We start from the raw sequence: 18,088 nt of genomic DNA, 5'->3' as shown, positions 1-18,088 counted from the left end.
CCGCGCCCGCCCGGACGGCCCGGACCGAGGCGCAATTCACCAAAGGCTTTGCAAATTCAGGGGGTGGCGATGGCTCACGCCGAGCTGAGTGAAGAATCACAACCGGTCAAGTCGGGAAGTGCCGGAATGTTCTGGCGCTACTGGACCGCCTCGACGGCCAGCAGCGTCGGCGACGCGGTCACCACGGTCGCCCTGCCACTGGTCGCCCTCGAGACCCTCCACGCATCCGCCTTCGAGGTCAGCCTGCTGCCGGCCGCACGCTTCGCCGCCTGGCTGCTGATCGGGCTGCCCGCCGGGGTGATCGTCCAGCGGCTCCCGCTGCGCGACACCCAGATCGCCATGGACCTCGTCCGGGCGCTCGCCCTGGCCTGGGTGCCGGTCGCCGCGATGCTCGGGATCCTCCGGTTGTGGCAACTGGTCGCCGTAACCCTGCTGGTCGGTCTGGCCGGTGTGGTGTTCGACGTCGGCAACTCCAGCTTCCTGCCGTCCATCGTCAGCAAGGAGGAGCTGACGGCGCGCAACAGCCTCATGTCGGGTTCCAGCGCGGTCACCCAGCTCGGCGGCCCCTCGCTCGGCGGCGTGCTCGTCCAGTTCTGCGGCGCGGCGGCGAGCCTTCTGGTCGACACCGTCAGCTATCTCGTGTCGGCCGCCACGCTGTTCAGCCTGCCGCGCCCGCAGGGCCGACAGGCCGCCGGAACGGGCGGCTCCATGGGGAAGCAGATCAAAGAGGGCTGGCGCTACGTCACCCGGCACGCGGTGATCGGACCGTGCGTCATCGCCGCGACCCTGGTGAACTTCGTCTGTGGTGCGCTGATGGCGCTGACCCCACTCTTCCTCGTGCGCACGCTCGCCACCCCGGTCAGCCTGGTCGGCGTCATGTTCGCAACCGAGGGGCTGGGCAGTCTGGTCGGGGCCGCACTGACTCCCCGGCTCGCCGACCGGTTCGGCAGCGCCCGGGCGATCCGGTGGGCGACGCTCATCGCGGCGGCGAGCCTCGTACTGCTGCCGCTCAGCTTCGCCGGGCCGGGCCTCGTCCTCTTCGGTCTGGGCAATCTGGTCTTCACGGCCGGAGTCGTCGTGCTGAGCATCCTCACCCGCACCCACCGGCAGAGCGTGACGCCGCCGGAACTGCTGCCGCGGGTGATGGCCACCGTGCGCTTCGTTTCGTGGGGCGCGGTGCCGGTCGGCGCCCTCGTCTCCGGCGCCGTGGCCGGTTGGGCGAGCCCCCGTGACGCACTGTGGATGATCACGGCCGCCGCCTTCCTGGCACCGCTGGCGCTGTGGACGAGCGCCGTGCGCCGACTGCGCACGCTCGCCTGACCGGCCCCGTCACCGTCGAACGGACCGAACGGACCGAACGGACCGAACGCCACCATGTGCGTTCGGTCCGCTACCCGCGGTCGCCCCTGGACCTCACCGGTCTCCGGCCAGGTCCAGATCGCCTTCGGGCGCCACGTCACGCGTGACGGCCGGCGCCTCGGGGCGGCGGCGCCAGGGGTGGGCGATGGGCTCGGCCACCGGCCGCCACCAGGGGTCGACGGGGACGACGCCCCCGGGCTCGAAGGGCTCGCCCGGCCTCGGGGTGGCCACGGCCTGTCCCGCCTCCCCGGCGGCGTCGACCGACCATTCCCCGGGCTCGGCCCACGGGTGCAGGGCCAGGTTGAAGGTGCCCCAGTGGATCGGCAGGAACACCCCGTGCGGGGTGCCGCCCTGCAGGTCGAGGTGGGCGCGCACGCCCTCCTCGGGCGTCATGTGGATGTCGGGCCAGTACTCCGAGTACGCACCGATCTGGATCATCGTGGCGTCGAAGGGGCCGTGCTCGGCGCCGATCTCCCGGAAGCCGGGGAAGTAGCCGGTGTCCCCGCTGTGGTAGATCCGGTGCTCGTCGCCCGCGACGACCCACGAGGCCCACAGGGTGTGCTGCTGGTTGCGCAGGCCGCGGCCGCAGAAGTGCCGGGCGGGGGTCGCGGTGAGCGTCAGGCCCGCGATCTTGGTGCTCTCGTTCCAGTCCAGCTCGCGCAGCCGGTCGGCCCGGACGCCCCAGTGCTCCAGGTGCGCGCCGACGCCCAGCGGGACGGCGAAGACCGTGTCCGTACCGGCCAGCGCCTTGATCGTCGGCAGGTCCAGGTGGTCGTAGTGGTCGTGCGAGATGACCACGACGTCGACGGTGCCCAGCGAGGCCAGCGGGACCGGCACGGGGTGCAGTCGCTTGGGACCGGCGAAGGGGAAGGGGGAGCAGCGCCCGCCCCACACCGGGTCGAACAGCACCCGGCGGCCGTCGATCTCGGCGAGCACGCTGGAGTGCCCCATCCACGTCAGGCGCAGACCGCTCACCGGCGGCTTCGCCAGCTCGGCGAGGGTGGTCGGGTAGACCGGGATGTCGGAGGCGGGGGCCCGCCGGATCCGCTGCTCGCGGTGGAAGTAGATCTTCGCGAACTCCGCCATCGACCCGGAGGGCCTGTTCCGGGCACCCACCGGGTTCTGGAAGACGCCGTCGGCGAAGTTGGGCGAGCGGCGGATCCGCTCCAGCCGGGCCCCCGAGGGGTCCGCGCCGAAGGCTTCGGGCCGCAGGGCGCGCAGCCGGGGACGCAGGGGACGAGAGCCGGTCAAGGCGCCTCCAGGGACGGTGCGGTGGGTGACGGCGCGATCGGGACGTCCGTCGGTCTACGAGCATCCCAACGCACACCGGCCCCGAAGGATTCCGCCGCCCCCGTGCGTGTCGTCCCCGGGTGCTCCCCCGTCCCCCGGGTACTCCCGCGTCCCCGCGCTCGCCCGCGCTCCCGCGTTCCCCTGCCCACCCGCTCCCGCGCTCCCCGCCTACAGCGGCAGCAGGTCCGGCCGCTTCGCCTCGACGTGGTCCCCGGAGGACTCCCCGCGCAGCCGGCGGCCGATCCAGGGCACCAGGTGCTCGCGCGCCCAGTGGATGTTGTCCCGGGTCACGTCGACCGAGCCGCGCGGCCGCTCCGGCGGCCACGGCTGGTCGGGGTCGGCCGGCACGTCCAGTCCGAGCACCTGCGCGGCGCGCAGCGCGACGCGGGTGTGTCCCTCGGGCGACAGGTGCAGCCGGTCGGTGTCCCACGCCCGGCGGTCCTGTACGGACTTGAGGGACCAGAGGTCGAGCACCGGGCAGTCGTAGCGGTCGGCGATGGCGCGGACGTGGACGCTGTACGTCGCCACCTTGCCCCGCAGGTGTTTGAGGACCGGTACGCCCCGGGTGTCGAAGCCGGTGGTGATCACGACCCGGCCGACGGCTCCGGTGAGGTCGGCGACGGCCGCCTCGAAGCGCTCCGCCACGTCGTCGGGGTCCGTGCCGGGGCGGATGATGTCGTTGCCGCCCGCGCAGAAGGTCACGAGGTCGGGCGCGAGCGCCTTGGCCCGCGGGACCTGGTCGGCCACGATCTGGTCGAGGAGTTTGCCGCGCACGGCCAGGTTCGCGTACCGGAATTCGCCCTCCGGATGCTGGTCGGCCAGGAGCACGGCGAGCCGGTCCGCCCAGCCGAGATAAGTGTCCCCGGGTCCCGGGTCCCCCACGCCCTCGGTGAAGCTGTCCCCGATCGCCGCGTACGAGCCGATGGTCTTGAGTTTCGTCGTCGTCGCTGCCACGAGACGACATCCTTCACTCTCGTAACCAACCTACGCCAACGTAATGAGGGGTTGACGGGCCGTGATCTTTACCACGCGGGGGATAAGGAATACGTACACGTGAGGCCGGGGCCCCCCTCGGGTCCCGGCCTCACGCGTGTCTGTGCTCCGGCGGCGGCTGCCGTCAGATGCTGACGCCCTTCGCACGGAGGTAGCTCAGCGGGTCGATGTCGGAGCCGTAGGACGGGCCCGTACGGATCTCGAAGTGCAGGTGGGGTCCGGTGGAGTTGCCGGTGGAACCGGAGAGGCCGATGGTCTGGCCGGCGGTGACGCTCTGGCCGACCGAGACGGACAGCGAGGAGAGGTGGGCGTACTGCGAGTAGATGCCGTCCGCGTGCCGGATGACGACCTCGTTGCCGTACGCGCCGCCCCAGCCGGCGGAGACGACGGTGCCCGCGCCGACGGCCCGGACCGTGGTGCCGGAGCTCGCGATGAAGTCGACACCGGTGTGGTAGCCGGAGGACCACATGCTGCCCGCGACCTTGTACTGGGTGGAGATGCCGGTGCTGGCCAGGGGGGCCACGAAGCCGGAGGCCGACGTCTTGGCCGCGGGGGCCTCGGGCGCGGACTGCTGCTGCGCCGGCGCCTCCTGCCCGGCCGCCTTCGGAGCCGTCCTCGGGGCCGCGTCGGGGGCGGTCTTCCGGGCGGTCTGCGGAGCGGCCTTCGGAGCGGTCTTCGGGGCGGACTGCGCCGGAGCCGCCTCGCCCGCACCGCCGAGGTGCAGCTTCAGGCCGGGGTGGATCAGCGAGGGGTTGTCCCCGACCGCCTCGCGGTTGTCGGCGTAGAGCTGCTGCCAGCCGCCGGCCAGGTGGCGCTCGGCGGCGATCTTGGAGAGGTAGTCGCCCGGCACGACCGTGTAGACGGTCGGCGCGCCGGCCTCGGCCCGGAGCGGGGCGGAGACCTGCGGGGCCGCCACGGGGGCCACGGTGGTCGCGGCGGCCGGAGCACCGGCCGCCTGGGCACCTGCGGCTCCCATCAGCGGCAGCGCGAGGGCCGCACCGCCGGTGCCGGCGGCCACGAAGCCGCGCGGTATCGAAAGGGACTTGGGGCGGCGGTGCTTACCCTTTGCAGGCATGTCGCATTCCTCTCCGGCGCCTGCGAGGTGAGCTGTCGGGTTCGGACTGGAGATGTCCGGCAGTACATGGACGGAGCATGTACGGCTTCACCCCTAGCCGTCCCGGGGTCGAGTTCCGGGACAGCGGCTTACCTGGTTCCCCCGCTCCTGCCGCGCGTGAATGGTCGGGTGGTTTCCGGGCGGCGGCAGGATTCGGCGATCCACCCGGATCGGTCGCGAACGTAATCCCAAAAGGCCGCGGCGAACAAGCCGCGAATTTCCTGACGGATTCACAGGGACCGGAAACCGGGGGAATACTGGTCACCCTCCGTCCATTCCCGTCCGTCAACAACCCCTCCGGCGCGGGCATTCGGCTTTCGCGATCAGGCACTCACGGTCACCGTATGATCTGGCTCACGGGGACGTGCCCGATCTCGCCTCCGCTCATGGCAAGTTGCCGCCAAACAGTGTAATTCGGACAGAGCACCCACGAGCAGCATCACGAAACGGAGGAGTTCCCTTGACCCAGCAGATACAGGAGCCGGAACTGTCCGGAGTGCGCAATTTCCGCGATGTGGGCGGATTGCCGACTTCTGATGGACGAAGGGTCAAGACGGGGCGACTCTTCCGAAGCGGACATCTGGCGCATGCCACGGAAACCGATACAGAGTTCCTCGGTTCGCTCGGCCTCCACACCGTCTTCGACTTCCGCAACGGAGCCGACCACGCGCTCGACGGCCTGGACGTGGAGCTGCCCGGCGTGCGGAACGTCAACATCCCGCTCTCGGATCCGGCCGACGGCCGCGAGTTCTGGAAGATGGTCCGCGGCGGCGACCTGGAGCAGCTCCGCTCGATCCTGGGCGACGGGAAGGCGGCGGCCCGGATGACGAACTCGTACCGGGCGATGATCAAGAGCCGTACCGCGGAGCACAGCCGGGTCCTGCACGCCCTCGCCGAGGACAGCGTCCCGGCCCTGATGCACTGCGCCGCCGGCAAGGACCGGGCCGGCCTCTCGATCGCCGTCACCCTGCTCGCACTGGACGTCGAGCGCGAGGCGATCGTCGCGGACTACCTGGAGTCGAACGCTCCGCACCGCCGCTACCGGGTCCGCCGCGGCGACGACTCCGCGGAGGCCCGCTCGCCCGAGGTGATGGAGCTGCTCGCCCCGCTCTTCGACGCCCGCGCCGAATACCTGGTCGCGGCGTTCGACACCATCGAGGAGACCTGGGGCGGCGTGGACCGCTACCTGGCGGAGGGCCTCGGGCTCACGGACGGGACCAGGAGCCGGCTGCGCGAGCGGCTGCTCGACTGACGCGCCGGCCCGGAGGGGAGCGCGCCGCGCGCGCTCGCCTCCCCGCCCGCCCGCCGCCCCCCGCCCGCCTATTCCGCGGCCGCCCGTCAGCGGTTGCCGACCGCCTGCTTGACCAGGGTCCGGCCGAAGTCCCACATGAGACCGGACCCGCCGTGCGCCTCGTCCATGACCTCGCGGAAGGCCCCGACGAACCGGTCGACGTCCCGCTCGTCCACGATCAGCGGCGGGATGAGCTTGATCACCTCCAGGTGGTCCCCGGAGACCTGGGTGAGGATCCGGTGCTTCTGGAGCAGCGGCACCACGACCATCTGCGCGAAGAGCCCCTTGCGGGCCGCCTGGAGCATCGTCCAGCGGCTGCGCAGCCCCAGCGAGGACGGCCGGCCGAACTCGATGCCGATCATCAGCCCGCGCCCCCGGACCTCGTGGAGCAGTTCGTACTCGTCCACGAGCGCGGCCAGCCGCCCGCGCAGCAGGTCACCCATCGCCCGGGCGTTGGCCACGACCTCCTCGTCCTCCATGACGGAGAGCACCGCGAGTCCGGCGGCCATCGCCTGCGCGTTGGAGCCGAAGCTCGCGGAGTGGACGAGCACCCGGTCCATGGACGAGTAGACCTTCTTGAAGATCCAGTCCTTGCCCAGGGTCGCGCCGACCGGCACGTAACCCCCCGACAGCGCCTTGGCCACGCACACCAGGTCCGGCTCCACGCCCGGCTCGTGCTGGTAGGCGTAGAAGTCGCCGGTACGTCCCAGCCCGGTCTGCACCTCGTCGGCGATCAGCAGCGCCTTGTGCCGGTGCAGCAGTTCCTGCGCGGCGGGCAGGAACCCAGGCGGGGCCGCGAGGACCCCCTTGCCCTGGATCGGTTCGACGACGAGGGCGGCCACGTCGCCCTCGCGCAGCTCGCGCTCCAGGGCGTCCAGGTCTCCGAGCGCGATCTTCGTGTCGGGGAGCAGCGGGGCGAAGCCGTCGCGGAAGCCGCTCTCCCCGTTGACCGAGAGCGAGCCGGTGGTCAGCCCGTGAAAGGCGTGGTCGCAGTAGAGGATCCTGGGCCGCCCCGTGGCGTACCGGGCGAACTTCAGGGCGGTCTCCACGGCCTCGGTGCCGCTGTTGCCGAAGAAGACCCGGTCCAGGTGGGGGCTGTACGAGAGCAGCTTCTCGGCCAGCAGGCCGGGCAGCGGCTGGCAGTCGAAGCGGGTGAGGTCGGCGAGCTGCGCGTCCAGGACGTCGTGCAGCGCCTGCCGTACGACGGGGTGGTGGCGGCCCAGGCCCATCACCCCGAAGCCGGCCAGCATGTCCAGGTAATCGTTGCCCTCGGCGTCCCAGAAGTGGGCGCCCTCGGCCCGCTCGTAGACCTTGTCGAAGCCGATGGTGTGCAGCATCCGGGGCAGCTGGTGGTTGAGGTGCCTGGCGTGCAGCTCGTACCGCTCGGCCCCGCGCGCCGCCAGCAGGGCGCCGAGGTCGAAGCCCCTCCCCCCTCGTGGGTCCGCCGTCATGCCGACCGGTCCCGGTTGCCGCTGACGGTCTCGCGGGCCGCACGGAGCGATTCCTTGAGGGAGCCCATGGTGGCGAGGACCGCGGTGGGTTCGTAGCCGCAGTGCGCCATGCAGTTGGCGCAGCGCGGGTCCTTGCCGCGGCCGTACTTGCTCCAGTCGGTGTCGTCGATGAGTTCCCGGTAGGTGGGAACGTAGCCGTCGCTCATCAGATAGCAGGGGCGCTGCCAGCCGAAGAGGGAGTAATTCGGAATGGCCCAGGCCGTGCAGGGGAAATCGGCCTTCCCTTCGAGGAAGTCCAGGAAGAGCGGGGAGTGGTTGAGCCGCCACCGCCGGCGGTTACCGCCCGCGAAGGACTTCCTGAAGAGTTCGCGGGTCTGTTCGACGCCCAGGAAGTGCTCCTGGTCCGGGGCCTTTTCGTACGCATAGGCGGGTGAGATCATCATCTCGTCGACCTGCAGGTCGTCATTGAGGTAGTTGAGGACCTCGATCACGGTCTGCGGGGTGTCGGTGTTGAAGAAGGTGGAGTTCGTGGTCACCCGGAATCCGCGCCTCTTCGCCTCCTTGATGGCCGCGACCGCCTCGTCGAAGACGCCTTCCTTGGCCACGGACTCGTCGTGCCGCTCGCGCAGGCCGTCGATGTGCACCGCGAAGGCGAAATAGGGAGAGGGCGTGAACTTCTCGATCTTCTTGCGCAGCAGCATCGCGTTCGTGCAGAGGAAGACGTACTTCCGCTTCGCCACCAACTGGCGGACGATCTCGTGGATCTGCGGGTGCATGAGCGGTTCGCCGCCCGCGATGGACACCATGGGCGCCCCGGACTCCAGCACGGCGCCGACCGCCTGGGCTACCGGCATGCGCTGCTTGAGCACTCCCGCGGGGTGCTGGATCTTCCCGCAGCCCTCGCAGGCCAGGTTGCAGGCGTAGAGCGGTTCGAGTTCGACGATCAGCGGGAACTTCTCACGCCTGCGGAGCTTCTGTTCGAGAAGATAGGTCCCGACCCTGATGGACTGTCGCAGCGGCATGGCCATCTGGCTCACCTCCTGGGGAGCAGCAAAGAACGGTGCCAGTCGTAGAACGCGGGCAGCACGGCACGGAGAACACGGAAGGCCGATATTCCACCGCGAACCGTGCCGATACGGACGAGCTCATGTTCCGGAGCGTCCACGATCACCCGGACGGCCGCAACCGGCCGTCCCCCTCCGGGCGGAGGGCCGTGACCGCGGGTCGCGGTCCACAGGGTGGCCGCCGACTCCATGTCGACCGCGATCGCGCCCGTGGCGCGCAGGTGCGCGCGCTCCTGGCCGCGGACGACGTGGTCCGATCCGGTCAGCGCGCCGGTGTGCACGGTCCGGCCGGGGGCGGCCCGGGCCAGTGCCTCGGCGAGCAGGGCGCTGCCGGTGCAGGTGACGCTCCCCCGCCGGTCCCGGGTCTCTTCGGCGACGACCAGGTCGCCCGGGTGCATGCCGGGGACCAGTCCGGCGCAGAAGCCGGTGGCCAGGACGGCCGCCCGGCCCATCCCCGGCTCCTCCAGGGCCCTGCCCACGGCCCGTTCGGCGGCGCGCGGGCCCATGCCGGTGCGCAGGAGCCCGTACGCCTGGGGGGCGCCCCGGCCCGCGCTGCGCAGGGCGGCCTGCTCGATGCGCAGGGCGCAGGCGACCAGCAGCGGGTCCGGGTTCTCGGCCGGGCCCGCCCCGGCGGCGGACATCAGGGCTCCCCGGCGGCGGTGAACGGTTCGCCGTGCAGGTAGCGGCCGAGCGCGGTGAGCGGGAAGACCTGCCGGTACAGGTGGTAGTTGATGGAGAAGTCCCAGGGGAAACCGGTGCCCGTGAAGTGCGGCTCGTCCCAGGAGCCGTCCGGGCCTTGCGTCCGTACGAGGTGGGCGATGCCCCGCTCCACGGCCTTGCCGTCCCGCTCGCCGGCCGCCAGCAGGGCCATCAGCGCCCATGCGGTCTGCGAGGCGGTGGAGGCGCCCCTCCCGGCCCAGGCGCGGTCCTTGTAGGAGCGCTGGTCCTCGCCCCACCCGCCGTCCTCGTTCTGTACGGATTCCAGCCAGCGCACGGCCCGCCGGATCGCGGAGTGCGAAGGGGCGATGCCGGCGGCGGTCAGGGCCGGCACGACCGACCCCGTTCCGTAGACGTAGTTGGTGCCCCATCGGCCGAACCAGCAGCCTTCCGGCTCCTGCTGGGCGAGCAGCCAGGCGATTCCCCGCCGGGTGCGGGCCAGGCCCGCCTTGCCCTCGACGGCGAGCATCTCCACGACGTGCGCGGTGACGTCGGCGGAGGGCGGGTCGACGACCTCCCCGAAGTCGCAGAAGGGCAGCCTGTTGGGCAGGACGCTGGTGTTGTCGGCGTCGAACGCGGCCCAGGCGCCGTTCCGGGACTGCATGCCGAGGGTCCAGGAGACGCCGCGGGCGATGGCGGCCTCGACCCGGGCCGGGTCCGGGTGCTGGATCCGGCGCAGCGCGAGGACGACCTCGGCGGTGTCGTCGATGTCGGGGTAGGTGTCGTTGTGGAACTCGAACGCCCAGCCGCCCGGGGCCAGTCCGGGCCTGCGCACCGCCCAGTCGCCGCTGCGGACGATCTCCTCGCCGAGCATCCAGTCGGCGGCCTTCACCAGTGCCGGGTGGTCGGGGCGCAGACCCGCGTCGCAGAGCGCGATCGCGGCCAGGCAGGTGTCCCAGACCGGGGACTGGCAGGCCTCGATCATGCGGGCGCCGTCCTCGCGCCAGACGGCGAAGCGGTCCAGGGATTCCAGCCCGGCGCGCATCACGGGGTGGCCGAGGTCGTAGCCGAGCAGGTGCAGGGCGATGACCGAGTACACGGCGGGGGGCTGGATGCCGCCCCAGCAGCCGTCGTTCTCCTGGCGTTCGACGATCCACCGGCCGGCGGCTGCCATGGCCGCCTTGCGCAGCCGGCGGGGGGCGAAGCGACGGTAGACGTGGAGGGCCTTGTCCATGCGCTGGAAGGCGCCGTCCCAGGTGGTGGCCGGGGCGAGCCGCTGGGGCGGGTGGGGGGTGCGGGCGTCGGTGTGGAGCTCGTCCAGTGCGAAGGGGGCCGGGCGGACCGGGCGCAGCGCGGAGACCACGGTGAGGGGGACGATGGTCTGGCGGGCCCAGCAGCCGAAGTCGTAGATGTTCAGCGGCACCCAGGACGGCAGGAACATCAGCTCGGGCGGGAGTTCGGGCAGGTGGTCCCAGCTCCACCAGCCGAAGAGGGCGAGCCAGATCCGGGTGAAGACGCGGGCGGCGGCGATCCCGCCGTGGGCGCGGATCCAGGCGGAGGCCCGGACCATGTGGGGGGCGTCGGGGGCGTCCCCGGCGAGGCGGAGCGCGACGTACGCCTCGATGGTGGCGGAGAGTTCGGGCGGCCCGCCGTGGAAGGTGGCCCAGGTGCCGTCCTCGTTCTGCTCGCCGCGGATGAAGAGGGCGGCGGCGCGCGTGGTGGCCTCGTCGCGGATGCCGAGGAACTGCCGCAGGAGGAGGTCCTCGGCGTCCATGGTGACGTTGGTCTCCAGGTCGCCCTTCCACCACCCGGCGGGGTCCTGCCGCTCCAGCAGATGCCGGGTCGCCCGCGCGGCGGCCTCCTGCGCGGCGAGCGTCCCCGCGTCCAGCGGCTCGCGCGGCCCCGGCGGGTCGGCGGGTGCCGGGGCTTTCGGCCGCGGGCGGTCCGGTGTCCGGCCGGGCAGGGCGTCCGCGCTGGTGCGCGGGGTGCCGGGCCGCCCGGTAGCGGGCTCCGGGGCGGCTGCCCCGGCCTGCCCCGCCGGGGCCGGACGGCGGGTGTCCGGCGTGCCGGGCCCCGCCGCTGCGGCCGGGCCCGGTTCGTATTCGCTGCCGGCGTCGGCGCGGTCCGCGCTGCCGTCGGTCGTCGCTGTCATGGCTTCCCCTTCGTGCAGTCGGTCCTCTGCTGTGCTGGGGTCCGCCGTCGGCCGGCGCGTCCGCGCCGGCCGGCGACTCGCGAGTCATATCCGCCGTCGGGTGGCGGTCACCTCTTGCGCACGACGACGAAGTCGGCGAGTGCGACCAGCTGCTCGCGCACCCTCTGCGGCATGTCCACGTCGTCCAGCGCGCGGATCGCGATCGCGTGCTGGCGGCGCGCCTCGTCCGCCGTCCACTGGCGGCCGCCCGCCGCCTCGATGAGCGCCGCGCGGGCCGCGAACTCCTCTTCGGAGAAGTTCTCGAAGTCGCTGCTCTTCGCGTCCGCCGCGAGCAGTTCGGCCAGTTCGGCCGAGGCCGGCCCGCCCGCCGCCAGGGCGGCGACGACCGGCAGGGACTTCTTGCGCTGGCGCAGGTCGCTCCACGTCTGCTTGCCGGTGGCCTCCGGGTCGCCCCAGATGCCGAGCAGGTCGTCCACCGCCTGGAAGGCGAGGCCCAGGTGGTAGCCGTACTCCTCCAGCTTGTCGGCCGTGCGGTCGTCCGCGCCGCCGAGCACCGCTCCGATGGACACGGCGCAGGCGAGCAGGGCGCCGGTCTTGTTGCCCTCCATCTCCAGGCACTCCTCGACGCTGACGCGCTCGCGGTGCTCGTACGAGATGTCCTGCGCCTGGCCGTCGATGAGCTTGCGGCTGGCCGTGGTCAGCCGGCGCGTCGCGCGCCCCGCCTCGACGGTGCCGAGTTCCAGCAGGACCTCGTTGGCGAGGGCGAACAGCGCGTCGCCGACCAGGATCGCCTGGGCCGGTCCGTGGACCTTCCACACCGTGTCGCGGTGGCGGCGCTGCTCGTCGCCGTCCATCAGGTCGTCGTGCAGCAGCGAGAAGTTGTGCACGAGCTCGACCGCGACGGCGCCCGGGATGCCGACCTCGGCGGGCGCGCCGGCGGCCTCGGCGGAGAGCAGTGCCAGGGCGGGGCGCACGGCCTTGCCGCCGTCGCCGTCCGCCGGGTTGCCCTGGGCGTCGATCCAGCCGAAGTGGTAGGCGGCGACGGTGTCCATGGGCGCCGCGAGCCGGTCCACGGCGGCACGGAGCACGGGGGTCGACAGCGTGCGGCCACGCTCCAGCAGCGCGAGCGTGTCGGCCGTCTCGACGCCCCCTCCGGCCGTGCCCACACCGGCACCCGTGTTCTCGACAGCCGGATTCCCCGGGTTCACTGGCTCTCCTCTGGTTCCTGTACGTGCTGCGGTCGTGCTGATGGTCGTCATGCCGCCTCCTGCAGAGGGTGTTCGCGGTGGCGGCCGAGGGCGGCGAGCGCGGCGTGTGCCGCGCTCAGTCCGCTCCTGACGGCGCTCTCCATGGTCGCGGGCCAACCGGTGGCAGTCCACGCACCGGCCAGGTAGAGCCCCGGCGTGTCGGTCCGCGCCCCGGGGCGCAGCCGGCCGACGCCGGGGGTGGGGGCGAACGTGGCCGTCCGCTCCCGGGTGACGAAGAAGTCCCGTACCTTGGCGCCCCGCGCGGCGGGCAGCAGCCGCTCCAGCTCGGGAAGGTACTTGGCGCGCAGGACGGAGACGGGTTCGTCGATGTCGTCCTGGGCCGCGGACTGGGACAGTGCCAGGTACTGGCCGCCGTCGGGCAGTCCGGAGGAGTCGGTGCGGTCGAAGACCCACTGCACCGGTGAGCCGAGCGCGGCGAAGAAGGGCTGCCGCAGGACCTTGCGGTCGTAGACGACGTGGACGTTGAGGATCGGCGCGGTGCCGATGTCCAGGAGCGCGTCGGGGTAGGGGAGGGCGCCCGCGGGGAGCAGTCCGTGCGCCTCGCGCTGCGGGACGGCGAGGACGACGGTTCCCGCGTCGAGGGATTCGCCCTCGGTGTCGACCCGCCAGGTCCCTTCGGGGGTGGCGCGGATGCCGGTGACGCGGGTGCGCAGCGCGGTCCGGACGCCGGCCCTGTCGAGCTGTCCGCGGGCGAGGGTGTCGTGGAGCTCGCCGAGGGGGACGCGGGCCCAGCCGATGTCGGCGGCGCCGTTCTCGGAGAGCAGGCCGGTCTTGAACACCATGGCGGCCAGGCCCAACGAGGAGTGCTGGGCGGTGGCGTTGAGGGTGGCGATGCCGACGAGGTCCCAGAGGGCCTCGACGGTACGGGCGGACTGGCCGTGGCGGCCGAGCCAGGTCGCGAAGTCCACGCCGTCCAGGGCCGGGTCGGCGGGGTCGAGGCGGCGCAGGGCGAGGGCGGCGCGGCCGACGCTCGCGCGTTCGGCGAGGGAGAGGTGCGGGTAGCGGGCGAGCGAGCCGGCCAGGTGCAGGGGTACGGGCAGGGCGCTGCGGCGCAGCCGGCCGAGGCGCGGGCCGCGCGGGTGGGCCACGTCGAGGACGGGTACGTCGAGACGGTCCTGCAGGGGGGCCAGGGCGGCCCCGTCGACGCGGTCGAGGAACCAGCGGTAGGCGGTGCAGCAGCGCAGGTAGACGTGCTGGCCGTTGTCGACGGTGAGTTCACCGCGCTTGAAGGAGAAGGCGAGCCCGCCGAGCCGGGGGCGGCCTTCGAGGAGGGTCACCTCCAGCCCGGCGTCGGCGAGTTCGAGGGCGGCGGTGACCCCGGCGAGCCCTCCGCCGACGACGACGGCACGGCCGTCACCGCCGCGGGTGCCGCTGCCGCTCATGCGTCCTCCCCGGCGGTGAGGCGGCCCTGCGGGCCGGTCGCCGTCCCGGAACCGCCCTTCGTCCGTTCCCCGGGGCTGCGCCCCGGACGCCGGTGCTCGGACGCCGGACGGGCTGAACTGCCGGTCATCAGGGTCGCCTCCGGGAGGACTGGCGGGAGATCGTACGGGCGTCCAGGCCGGAGAGACCGCGCACGGCGACGTACGCCTTCTCGTGCGGCGGGAGCGAGACGCGGCCCCGCAGCACCGCCTCCGGCTCGCGCTCGATGCGGTCGAGGAGGCGCCGGTAGATGCCGGCCATGGCGGCCACGCAGGCGCCGCTGCGCCGGTCGAGCAGCGGCAGCAGCCGGTAGCCCTCGACGAACAGGGCCCGCGCGCGCCGGACTTCGTGGTGGACGAGGCCGGGGAAGTCGGAGCCGGCGGGGGCCCGGTCGCCGTGGAAGCCCTCCGCGCAGCCGAACTTGGCGAGGTCCTCGGCGGGCAGGTAGGTCCGCCCGTTGCCCGCGTCCTCCCGGACGTCCCGGAGGATGTTGGTGAGTTGCAGGGCGAGGCCGAGCGTGTCGGCGTAGTCGGCGGCGCGCGCGGCGTCCGGGCCCGCGGCGTTCGCGGTGCCGAACACGCCGAGCGAGAGCCGCCCGATGGCTCCGGCCACGCACCGGCAGTAGACCTTGAGGTCGTCCCAGGTCTCGTAGGTCTCGCCGCGGACGTCCATCAGGACCCCGTCGATGAGCTCGTCGAGGCCGCCGAGCGGGATCGGGAAGCGGCGCGAGGCGTGCGCGAGGGCGACGGCGACCGGGTCGGTGTCGTCCTCCTCGACCTCCTCGGCCCGGATCCGCCCGAGCAGCGCGCGGGTCTCCTCCAGCCGGACCAGCTTCGCCTCGGGCGGCAGCGTGCCGTCGCCGATGTCGTCGACCCGCCGGGAGAAGGCGTACAGCGCGGACATCGCGTGCCGCTTGTCGGTGGGCAGCAGCCGGATGCCGTACGCGAAGTTGCGCGCCTGGGATCCGGTGACGGCCTCGCAGTAGCCGTAGGCCGCCTGGACGGGTGCGGACACGTGGGTGGTTCCCTCCACGGTCGGGTTCACCCCTTTCTCGGCGCGGTGCGCAGGACGGCGGCCACCTCGCGGAGCAGGCCGGTCTTGGTGGGCCCCGGCGGTCCGGGGAGTACGTCGAAGCCGGCGGCGGTGACGGCTCGCAGGGCGGCGCGCCCCCCGCCCACGAATCCCGCGAGCAGCAGGCGGAGCCTGCCGTGCACGCTGCCCACCAGCGGGGTGCCTTCGTCCAGCAGCTCGTGCGCGCGCTCGGCCTCGTAGGCGATCAGGGAGCGTACGGCCGCGCCGGCGGACGGGGCGGCCAGGTGGGATTCGGTGACGTGGAACCGCCGCATGTCCTCGGCGGGGAGGTAGATCCGGTCGCGGCCGAGGTCCTCGGCGACGTCCTGGACGTGCTCGACGATCTGCAGGGCGGTGCAGACGGCGTCGGAGCGGCGGATCCGCTCGGGGGTGCTGGTCCCGGTGATCGAGAGCACGAGGCGGCCGACCGGGTTCGCGGACAGCTCGCAGTAGCCGAGCAGATCGGCGTACGTCTCGTAGCGGGCGACGCGCTGGTCCTGGCGGTTGGCCTCGATGAGCCCGAGGAACGGCTCGGGGGTCAGGCCGTGGGCGCGGACGACCGGCTGGAGGTTCAGCAGCAGCGGGTGCCGGGGCGGGCCGTCCGTGCCGCCGAAGACGCGCAGCAGGTCGGCCTCGAAGGCGTCGAGCATGGCGAGCCGGTCGTCGGCGGCGGAGGGGTCGAGGCCGAGGAGCACGGCGTCGAGTCCGCCGGGGGCGAGGTCGCCGTCGCCGATGTCGTCGACGAGGCGGGCGTAGCCGTAGACCGCCGTCAGGCCGTCGCGCCAGGCGCGGGGGAGGAAGACGGGGGCCACGGGGAAGTTCTCCGAGGCCGCCTTGTCGAGGGTGGCGCGCACGTGGACGGTGTCGGACGACGGGTGGATGCCGAGCCCCGGGGTCACCGCCCGCCGCCCGGGGCGGGGACGGCCGTAGAGCCTGGGGGCCGGAGAATTCCCGTAGCCATTGCCGTCACATCTCCCGTTCTACACTGCCGACCCAATACATCCCATTTCGGACACGCCGCCGGGGTATCCCGGGGCTGTTCCCGGAACTCTCCACGGCCGCTCACCTGTGGGGAATCGTCCCCTCTTGGCTCGATTCAGGACCGCCTCAGCTTACGCTGTACAACGCGGCGACGGCCTCCGGGGTATTCGTCGCGCCTCTGAATGTCGCCGCGGAATACGGAAAAACACGCCGAGGCCCCCGCCGCGCGAAGCGGCGGGGGCCCGGATGAAACCGGTTCGCGGTCAGCCGTTGGACGCCTTCTCGTAGGCCGAGACGACTTCCTCCGTGGGCCCGTCCATGAGGAGTTCGCCCTTCTCCAGCCACAGCACCCGGTCGCAGGTGTCGCGGATGGACTTGTTGTTGTGGCTCACCAGGAAGACCGTGCCGGCCTTCTCCCGCAGTTCCCGGATACGGTTCTCGGAACGCACCTGGAAGCTGCGGTCACCGGTGGCGAGCGCCTCGTCGATCATCAGGACGTCGTGGTCCTTGGCGGCCGCGATCGAGAAACGCAGACGCGCCGCCATACCGGAGGAGTAGGTGCGCATCGGCAGGGAGATGAAATCGCCCTTCTCGTTGATGCCCGAGAAGTCGACGATGTCCTGGTAGCGCTCCTTGATCTGCTCGCGGCTCATTCCCATCGCGAGACCGCCGAGGACGACGTTGCGCTCACCCGTGAGGTCGTTCATCAGGGCGGCGTTCACACCCAGCAGCGAGGGCTGGCCGTCGGTGTAGACCTTGCCCGCCTCGCAGGGCAGCAGACCCGCGATGGCGCGCAGCAGGGTCGACTTTCCGGAGCCGTTCGAGCCGATCAGGCCGATGGCCTCGCCGCGGTACGCGGTGAAGGAGACCCCGCGCACGGCGTGGACCCGCCGGACGCCCGGCGCGTCGCCCTTGCCCCGTCGCATGATCTTGCTGAGCGCGGCGGTGGCACTGCCCTTGCCGGAGCTGCCGGTGTTCACGCGGTAGACGATGTGCACGTCGTCGGCGATGACGGTGGGGACGCGCCCCTGGTTGTTCTCAGCCACGGCCGTAACGCTCCTCAGCCTTCCAGAAGTACACGAAACCGCCGAGGCCGATCACGACGGCCCAGCCGACCGCGAAGAGCCAGACGTGCGGCGGCAGGTTCTCCGCGCCGTAGTTGTCGATCAGCGCGAACCGGATCAGGTCCATGTAGATCGCGGCGGGGTTCCACTGGAGCACGTCGGCGATCCAGGCCGGCTTGTCCTGGAGCATCGTGCTGATCGAGAACATGACACCGGAGGCGTACATCCACGTACGGGTCACGAACGGCATCAGCTGCGCGAGGTCGGGCGTCCTGGAGCCCATCCGCGCGAAGATCATGGCGAGGCCGGTGTTGAAGGCGAACTGCAGCACGAGCGTCGGGATGACCAGCAGCCAGGAGAGCCGCGGGAAGTTCCCGAAGGCCATGACCGTGATGAACACGACGACCATCGAGTAGAGCAGCTGCCCCAGCTGCTGCATCGAGAACGAGATCGGCAGGGCGGCGCGCGGGAAGTGCAGCGCGCGGACCAGCCCGAGGTTCCCGGGGATCGCCCGGACACCCGCCATCAGCGAGCTCTGCGTGAAGGTGAAGACGAAGATCCCGATCACCAGGAAGGGGATGTAGACCCCCTTCTGCATGCCGCGGTCCGCGTTGAGGATCAGCGCGAAGATCAGGTAGTAGACCAGGGCGTTCAGCAGCGGGGTCGCCACCTGCCAGACCTGGCCGAGCTTCGCCTGGCTGTACTGCGCCATCAGCTTGGCCCGGGAGAACTCCATGATGAAGTGGCGCCGGCCCCAGAGCTGGCGCATGTACTCGACCAGACCGGGCCGGGCACCGCTCACCGAGAGGCCGTACTTCCTGGCGAGCTCCGCGGCGCTCAGTCCCGCGTCGGCGGACGGCGGCTTGCTCGTGGCGAGGGCGCCGTCGTGGGTTGTGTCACTCACAAGTTGAAAC

At 72.2% G+C, this 18,088-nt stretch carries 15 protein-coding genes and 1 riboswitch; of the genes, 2 read left to right on the top strand and 13 right to left on the bottom strand.

Going from position 1 to position 18,088, the window contains the following annotated elements:
* Positions 1–126: 126 nt before the first annotated feature.
* Positions 127–1,320 (top strand): MFS transporter, encoded by a 1,194-nt coding sequence (locus ACZ6Y1_RS07765; protein ID WP_469624622.1) that lies wholly within the window; start codon positions 127–129, stop codon positions 1,318–1,320.
* Between the two features lie 93 nt (positions 1,321–1,413).
* Here ACZ6Y1_RS07765 and ACZ6Y1_RS07760 read toward each other — a convergent pair whose 3' ends face one another.
* The 3 genes from ACZ6Y1_RS07760 to ACZ6Y1_RS07750 form a co-directional block, all read right to left on the bottom strand.
* The gene (locus ACZ6Y1_RS07760; RefSeq protein WP_469624618.1) at positions 1,414–2,610 is read right to left on the bottom strand and encodes an MBL fold metallo-hydrolase; all 1,197 of its coding nucleotides are present in this window, start codon (positions 2,608–2,610) and stop codon (positions 1,414–1,416) included.
* A 207-nt stretch (positions 2,611–2,817) separates the two neighbouring features.
* Positions 2,818–3,603: an SGNH/GDSL hydrolase family protein gene (locus ACZ6Y1_RS07755; protein ID WP_384580501.1), complete on the bottom strand. Its 786-nt coding sequence runs from the start codon at positions 3,601–3,603 to the stop codon at positions 2,818–2,820.
* A gap of 163 nt (positions 3,604–3,766) precedes the next feature.
* On the bottom strand, positions 3,767–4,717 hold the full coding sequence (locus tag ACZ6Y1_RS07750; protein WP_469624615.1) for a M23 family metallopeptidase: 951 nt from the start codon (positions 4,715–4,717) through the stop codon (positions 3,767–3,769).
* 2 nt (positions 4,718–4,719) lie between these two features.
* Positions 4,720–4,894: riboswitch (cyclic di-AMP (ydaO/yuaA leader) on the bottom strand.
* A gap of 322 nt (positions 4,895–5,216) precedes the next feature.
* Between ACZ6Y1_RS07750 and ACZ6Y1_RS07745 the strand changes: the two genes are divergently transcribed.
* The gene (locus ACZ6Y1_RS07745) at positions 5,217–6,008 is read left to right on the top strand and encodes a tyrosine-protein phosphatase (protein WP_469624612.1); all 792 of its coding nucleotides are present in this window, start codon (positions 5,217–5,219) and stop codon (positions 6,006–6,008) included.
* Between the two features lie 86 nt (positions 6,009–6,094).
* On the opposite strand, the gene ACZ6Y1_RS07740 is transcribed toward ACZ6Y1_RS07745, so the two are convergent.
* The 10 genes from ACZ6Y1_RS07740 to ACZ6Y1_RS07695 form a co-directional block, all read right to left on the bottom strand.
* Positions 6,095–7,498 (bottom strand): aspartate aminotransferase family protein, encoded by a 1,404-nt coding sequence (locus tag ACZ6Y1_RS07740; RefSeq protein ID WP_469624610.1) that lies wholly within the window; start codon positions 7,496–7,498, stop codon positions 6,095–6,097.
* The gene (gene hpnH, locus ACZ6Y1_RS07735) at positions 7,495–8,526 is read right to left on the bottom strand and encodes an adenosyl-hopene transferase HpnH (protein ID WP_469624608.1); all 1,032 of its coding nucleotides are present in this window, start codon (positions 8,524–8,526) and stop codon (positions 7,495–7,497) included. The genes ACZ6Y1_RS07740 and hpnH overlap by 4 nt, the downstream gene beginning before the upstream one ends.
* Before the next feature lie 5 nt (positions 8,527–8,531).
* Positions 8,532–9,203 carry a phosphorylase family protein gene (locus ACZ6Y1_RS07730; RefSeq protein WP_469624606.1) on the bottom strand — a complete coding sequence of 224 codons (672 nt, stop codon included), beginning with the start codon at positions 9,201–9,203 and terminating at the stop codon, positions 8,532–8,534.
* Positions 9,203–11,371 carry a squalene--hopene cyclase gene (gene shc / locus ACZ6Y1_RS07725; protein WP_469624604.1) on the bottom strand — a complete coding sequence of 723 codons (2,169 nt, stop codon included), beginning with the start codon at positions 11,369–11,371 and terminating at the stop codon, positions 9,203–9,205. The genes ACZ6Y1_RS07730 and shc overlap by 1 nt, the downstream gene beginning before the upstream one ends.
* Positions 11,372–11,478: 107 nt before the next feature.
* The gene (locus tag ACZ6Y1_RS07720) at positions 11,479–12,579 is read right to left on the bottom strand and encodes a polyprenyl synthetase family protein (RefSeq protein WP_469624602.1); all 1,101 of its coding nucleotides are present in this window, start codon (positions 12,577–12,579) and stop codon (positions 11,479–11,481) included.
* A gap of 47 nt (positions 12,580–12,626) precedes the next feature.
* Positions 12,627–14,021, bottom strand: a complete 1,395-nt coding sequence (gene hpnE, locus ACZ6Y1_RS07715) for a hydroxysqualene dehydroxylase HpnE (protein ID WP_469624599.1) — start codon at positions 14,019–14,021, stop codon at positions 12,627–12,629.
* Positions 14,022–14,148: 127 nt separating this feature from the next.
* On the bottom strand, positions 14,149–15,102 hold the full coding sequence (gene hpnD / locus ACZ6Y1_RS07710; protein WP_469624596.1) for a presqualene diphosphate synthase HpnD: 954 nt from the start codon (positions 15,100–15,102) through the stop codon (positions 14,149–14,151).
* Positions 15,099–16,028 (bottom strand): squalene synthase HpnC, encoded by a 930-nt coding sequence (gene hpnC / locus ACZ6Y1_RS07705; protein WP_469624593.1) that lies wholly within the window; start codon positions 16,026–16,028, stop codon positions 15,099–15,101. Before hpnC ends, hpnD begins: the two co-directional genes overlap by 4 nt.
* Before the next feature lie 345 nt (positions 16,029–16,373).
* Positions 16,374–17,156, bottom strand: a complete 783-nt coding sequence (locus ACZ6Y1_RS07700) for an ABC transporter ATP-binding protein (RefSeq protein WP_403888728.1) — start codon at positions 17,154–17,156, stop codon at positions 16,374–16,376.
* Complete coding sequence (locus tag ACZ6Y1_RS07695) at positions 17,149–18,078, bottom strand: ABC transporter permease (RefSeq protein WP_469624590.1); 930 nt, start codon at positions 18,076–18,078, stop codon at positions 17,149–17,151. The genes ACZ6Y1_RS07700 and ACZ6Y1_RS07695 overlap by 8 nt, the downstream gene beginning before the upstream one ends.
* Between the last annotated feature and the right edge of the window lie 10 nt (positions 18,079–18,088).

The organism is Streptomyces sp. NPDC053432, assembly GCF_055585365.1.
The sequence above is the reverse complement of the archived record's forward strand: the minus strand, read 5'-3'. Positions and strand labels throughout refer to the sequence as shown.